This window comes from Acinetobacter ursingii DSM 16037 = CIP 107286 (genome assembly GCF_000368825.1).
Lineage (GTDB): Bacteria > Pseudomonadota > Gammaproteobacteria > Pseudomonadales > Moraxellaceae > Acinetobacter > Acinetobacter ursingii.
On sequence record NZ_KB849714.1, the window covers coordinates 1 to 5,596 of the forward strand.

At 36.8% G+C, this 5,596-nt stretch carries 5 protein-coding genes; 4 read left to right on the forward strand and 1 reads right to left on the reverse strand.

Annotated elements, in window-relative coordinates; all coding sequences use genetic code 11:
- Together F944_RS03050 and F944_RS03055 are read left to right on the forward strand one after the other, a co-directional pair.
- The coding region (locus F944_RS03050; protein WP_004986698.1) for a hypothetical protein at positions 1 to 512 on the forward strand (512 nt) is incomplete at its 5' end.
- Between the two features lie 132 nt (positions 513 to 644).
- On the forward strand, positions 645 to 1,313 hold the full coding sequence (locus F944_RS03055; protein WP_004986704.1) for an Abi family protein: 669 nt from the start codon (positions 645 to 647) through the stop codon (positions 1,311 to 1,313).
- Positions 1,314 to 1,504: 191 nt separating this feature from the next.
- Here F944_RS03055 and F944_RS03060 read toward each other — a convergent pair whose 3' ends face one another.
- Positions 1,505 to 2,191, reverse strand: a complete 687-nt coding sequence (locus tag F944_RS03060; protein WP_004986708.1) for a pentapeptide repeat-containing protein — start codon at positions 2,189 to 2,191, stop codon at positions 1,505 to 1,507.
- A gap of 1,013 nt (positions 2,192 to 3,204) precedes the next feature.
- Between F944_RS03060 and F944_RS03065 the strand changes: the two genes are divergently transcribed.
- Positions 3,205 to 3,615: a MobC family plasmid mobilization relaxosome protein gene (locus F944_RS03065; protein ID WP_004986709.1), complete on the forward strand. Its 411-nt coding sequence runs from the start codon at positions 3,205 to 3,207 to the stop codon at positions 3,613 to 3,615.
- Positions 3,605 to 5,419 (forward strand): relaxase family protein, encoded by a 1,815-nt coding sequence (locus tag F944_RS03070; RefSeq protein WP_004986710.1) that lies wholly within the window; start codon positions 3,605 to 3,607, stop codon positions 5,417 to 5,419. The genes F944_RS03065 and F944_RS03070 overlap by 11 nt, the downstream gene beginning before the upstream one ends.
- Positions 5,420 to 5,596: the final 177 nt, after the last annotated feature.

Here is a 5,596-nt window from a genome sequence, read left to right on the forward strand (position 1 = left end):
GCTTATTTATATATTTTGGTGGTGTTATGAATAATAACTGTGTAGTAGTACTAACTGCTCGTGGAAAGACTAGAATTTTAAAAGAAGGTGGTAGTCAGTCTTGGAGACTAAATGCTCATAATGCAGGAAAGTGCGATTATCTAGTTTGTGTGCAAAATAGGAAACAATCTTGGGGAGAACCAGAGGCTGATCATCACACTGCATTTTTAGTTGGCAAAATATCTAGTATCAGCCAATCTCAAGAAGAAGATGCAGATGGTAGATGGATAATAAATATCTCCGAATATGCTGATATATCTATTCCCAATATGTGGGATGGTAATCGGAATCCAGTTTCTTATAGTTCATTAGAAGAGATGAATATCGATTTGAATGAGCTGAAATTTACCAAATTAAATGAAGATAATTCTTCTAAAACACTGGATAAAATATCTATTCCTGAAGCTAAGAGACTATTAGCTAATTATTTTGATGTCCCTCAAGAAAATATTTCAATTACAATCAATATGTAAGCTTTTAATTGACCAAAAAAAGAAAAAAGCCTTTCACGTTAATGAAAGGCTTTTTTGAATCTTAGCGCTTGGGAGGGAAGATCTTAGATCCGCAGTCTCTCAAACTTACAACTATATATTAGGGTATATACGGTGGAATTGTCAAATGATGCAGTGCTTAAGATAGAGCAGACTTTATCTATACCACGCTTATCTAAGTATGAAAATTTCTATAAAGATAAAGGTGAACCATATGAAAAATCTGATGTATTGATGCTTTATGAACGTAATTTAATAATTTCCAATAAGTTTTTTTACTTATTAAATTATTTTGAAGTTGTTCTGAGAAATGCTGTTGTTCAGGCAATAGAAATATCTTTTAGGTGTAATGAAACAAATAGTTGGCATGAAAATGAAGCTTTTATTCGAAGCCTTAGCCGTAGAGGGAGGTATAGCCCTAAAAGTATGTTTGATAGTGCTAAAGAGAAGTTCCCAGATTCGCCTAGTAAAATGATCCCTGAGCTTAAATTTGTATTCTGGCAAAAGATGCTTATGGCTAATTATGAAGAACGTATTTGGCAGGGATGTTTTAATTCTATTTTTCCTAATGCAACAGTTGAAAACAGGCAAATTTTTTACGATTGGACAGATCAATTACGTGAATTAAGAAACAGGATTGCTCATCATGAACCGATTATTTTTAACCGTAATCTAGAAAATGATTTAGAGGTTTTAACAAAATTTATTTACTGTCGTTGTATTAATACATACGATTTTATCGAGCAATCTGCATTAGATCTAAAAGAATATTTAGATTTTTAAGATAAGAATTTCACCCCAAACAATCGAAAGGTCAGACTATTTTGCAAATGTTGAATTAACAAGGTTAGTAGTAAAGCAGTAAATCCGATAACGGTAGCAGTGTTTCCTAACATAGTAAGCCCTCCCAGAATGTCAGTAATTAGACTATTAATTGAATTGTTACATCCAATAGTGAGCTCCCAGTGATTGTCTTAACTATCCAACCTTTCGATTGGATGGGGCAGAGCACCATTATTCTGTTTGAATGCGGTGTTAGTGTCAACTAGGTTCTTTATTTCTTCAAGGAGTTTGAAAGTGCTAAGTATTTTTACTTTACTTTGTTCCTCAATATAAATTTTTTTAAGACCATTTAGCAGCTTGTATTTGGATATTTTGGATAGGAGAATGAATAAGGTTGCGGTATTGATTCTTCCCCCTTTTAGATGAAGTAAACGGTTTTTTTGCAGTATTGGAATATTTCTATATTCTATTAGTTGATCTTTTAAGTCATCAGGAATTTTCATTTCGTAAAAATTATATTTTTTAGAACAGTCTAATATCGAGTGATTTAGGCTTTCTGTATTTGTATTAATAAAAATGCATTTTTCAAATGTGCAATTTTTAAAGCGACAATCTCTAAAAATAGCAGCATAAAATACGCACTTTTTGAAGTGAACATTCGTAAACCTATTCTTATTTAAGATTACTCCTGAAAAATCAGATAAAACAATTTTTATATTTTTGAATGAACATGATCGTAGGCGGGATCCTCTCAAATTAACATTAAAAAATGTTTTATTAGAGAAACGTACTTTAGAAGAAATAGATTTGGCTAGGAGGCTATTTGAATACTTACGTTTTTCGATGTGCTTGTTATGAAATCTAGGAAGTTTTGACATTAATAGTCCAAAGAATAGGAGTTTCAGCTTAATTCTTAGGTGTGATCAAAAAAATAATGGACAGGTCTCTTGCGAAATCTGTCCATTAGTTTTAAATTCTATGGGTACAGTTATTTGATGCTTGCAACATCAATTAACGAAAGATCGGCAGAGCTTGCAACTCATACTGATATTCACCTTAAAGGCTAGTACCACTATCTATTTTAAAGAATTAGAACAGTTTGACAAGCCTCAATTTGAAGTCCTTCGTTAATTCAGCAGTTTAAATCATCAAATAAGCACCTAACGGTCGAGCTTTATCTACTTCTGTGCGCCTTTTTTAAGGAAGATATGCGTTGCATGTGGAGGGAATAAGTGTCACTGGTGCATCGTAGCGATAGTCGCAAGGCTAAACCGCTTACAGGGGATCTCACATAGGCGGAGCGTTGGAAGTAGTTGTATAGGTTGGTTAAGTTGCATGTTGGAGTAATCCTCGCAGAGATACCACCATACTTCGACAGGGAGCGCGTGGGAGAAGGTGCAAAACCTTTAGTCCTTGTCTGCATGGTCAGCAAAACCATGTGCGGATACGACCGATGCGTGGCTCCGTCAGCCCAATTACAGGTTAATCGGCAATACTTAAGAGGATATTTGATTTTTTTAAATCAAAGCCTCTTAGGGAAAGTATTGCCGAAACTCTCTCAACGTTCACCATCAGCCCGAGCAAAGCGAGGGATGTGGGGACGGTGAGAAAGAGTTGAGCGCATTTGTTTTTACAAGTGTTTTTACAAGATTCATGCCAATACCTACTATAGTTTATATACCGTGTCATTTGATTAATTTTTATTGAATTTCACTCGTCCATTTTTAAATAAGCAAGGATACACAGCTACCCCTATTTCACTTCGTTCAATAGTGTTAAGCTGTGACCTTGATCAGGGGCTTCACCCCCGATACCCCCGAAAAGCTTTAAACAGAAAAATCAAAGATTTTCCATTTTAAAGCTTACAAAAGCCAAAGCAGGGTAGATTGAAATGTCAGGACATGAACAACAAGAGAATAAGCAAGGCAAGGCTATTCGAGAGAGAACTTTTAAAGTCAGACTTTCTGAATCAGAATATCAATTGCTTGATTCCAATAATCCTTATGGTTCGATTGCAAAGTTACTTAGACAAGCAGCAGTAGAGAAAGCGACTAAAATTCATAATTCCAAAGTAGAAGATGACCAAAAAATTAAAGAAACAAAGGTTGTTGAATCTTCGTATAGCAAGACAGAGCGAGCATTAATTTTAGAACTTAGTCGGATTGGTAATAATGTGAATCAGATTGCCAAAGCAGTAAATACAGATATTGCGGGTACTGGTGCTTTCGATAAAGTGAAATTACTTCATTTATTGATTTCAATTGATCAACAGCTTCGGGAGTTACGTCCAGATGATCGTTGATTTTTTTCGGCATGGTTCAGGTTTGTCAAAAGGTTGTCTTGATTATTTATTAGGTGAAGATCGAGAGCGTGAACATGCACAAGTGCTTAGTGGTAATGTAGAGCTGACAGCACAATTGATTGATAGCAGTCCTTTTGCCAAAAAATATACCAGTGGTTGTTTGTCCTTTTATGAGCATGATTTATCTGACCAGGATAAACAGAAAATCATGCAAAATTTTGAGGAATGTTTATTTCCAGGACTAGATAAAGACCAATATCAAATTTTATGGGTGCAGCACCAAGACAAAATTAATCAGGACACAGGTGAGACAAGGCTTGAGCTTAATTTTGTGATTCCCAATGTTGAGCTTTCAACAGGCAAACGTCTACAGCCATTCTATGCGCCAGCCGATTTAGATCGAGTCGATCTATTTAAGCAGATCATCAATACCGAACATTCACTGTATGACCCCGATGATCCTGAGCATCGACAGCTATTTTTAAATAAAAAGAACCTGCCCAAAGATATTAAGGGTTTTAAAGAGCAGTTACATCAACGTGTTTACCGAGCGGTTTCTAATAGGGAAGTTGCCGATCGGCAAGAATTGGTGCAATGGCTTGAATCGAATCAAATCAATGTCACTCGACAAGTAAAAAACTCCATATCCATTGAAAACCCGTATGAGGGCGCAAAACGTCCCATCCGTTTAGAGGGCGAGATTTATGAGCAAGGCTTTAGAGCTACTGGCGAATATCGACAAGAAATACAACAACGAATTGAAGAATACAGAGGAACAACTTCTGAGCGGTATCGAGCAAACGTCACAGACTATCAGAGACAGCTTGAACACAAGAGCCAATATCACTGCGACCGCTATCCAACAGTCGGACGAGAAAATAGCCCAGAGCATTCAAAACAACGCCCAAACGGTCGAGAAGCAGTTGAGCCAGTACCAAAGCTTGCTGCAATCGAAATTGAGCCATTTAACGCAATTAAACGAGCAAATACAGAGCCAAGAACAGAAAGCCCAGAATCAAGCCGTACAGAAAAAACTTACCATTTTGAATATGGGGCTGATTTCAGCAGCAGTTATTTTGCTTATAGCGATTTTCTCGCTTGGTCTCGTCACCAAAAACAAGTACAGCGAGATGCAGGCGCTAAACACCGTGATCAACGAGAAACAAATGAGGGTCGACCATTTGAACCGATCGGGGGGCAGTTTGATGATCAGCACATGCAAGCGACCAGACAGCAAAGCACAGCGCCTATGTATTCAGATCAACAAGAACGCAGGCGAATGGCAGAACGGCTACATGATTCCAATGGGGTATTAAACGATGACCGAATTAGAAACACAATTATTGAGAATCATCGAAGAACAACAGCAACAATTAATGCAACAACAAGTGCAATTGCAGAAGCAACAGCAAGCTTTAGACACAATGCAAACCAAAATTATCCAAGCCTTGTCAGCACAATCAAAGACAATCAAGAGCGATCAGCAAAGCTTACAGCAAGCACAGAAATCATTAGCGACAATGCAGAAGCAATTTCACGAGCTAGAACGAAGTACAGCAAGCTATACCGAGCAGATCAATGGCAAAGTCCGAGAGATGAGCCTTATCACAGCCAACAACGAAGAAATTCTGGAGAGAATCTCAACCACACAGCATTCTGTCTCGTCAGAAGTAGCCAAAGCGCAGCAGAATTTGCTCGAAACATCCGAGATATTGAAAAAAATCTCGTCCAGATGAATGAGCGTAAACAAGAGATAGAAAAACCTCGACCTAAGCAAGATCGAGGTATGGATTTTGGGATGTAATTATTTTCTAGTATGTTGGTGTTTATTTGTTAGTATTAGCTTGTACTAATGTTTAAATTTAGCTATATTCAATATAGTATAGGCTTATTTATATATTTTGGTGGTGTTATGAATAATAACTGTGTAGTAGTACTAACTGCTCGTGGAAAGACTAGAATTTTAAAAGAAGGTGGTAGT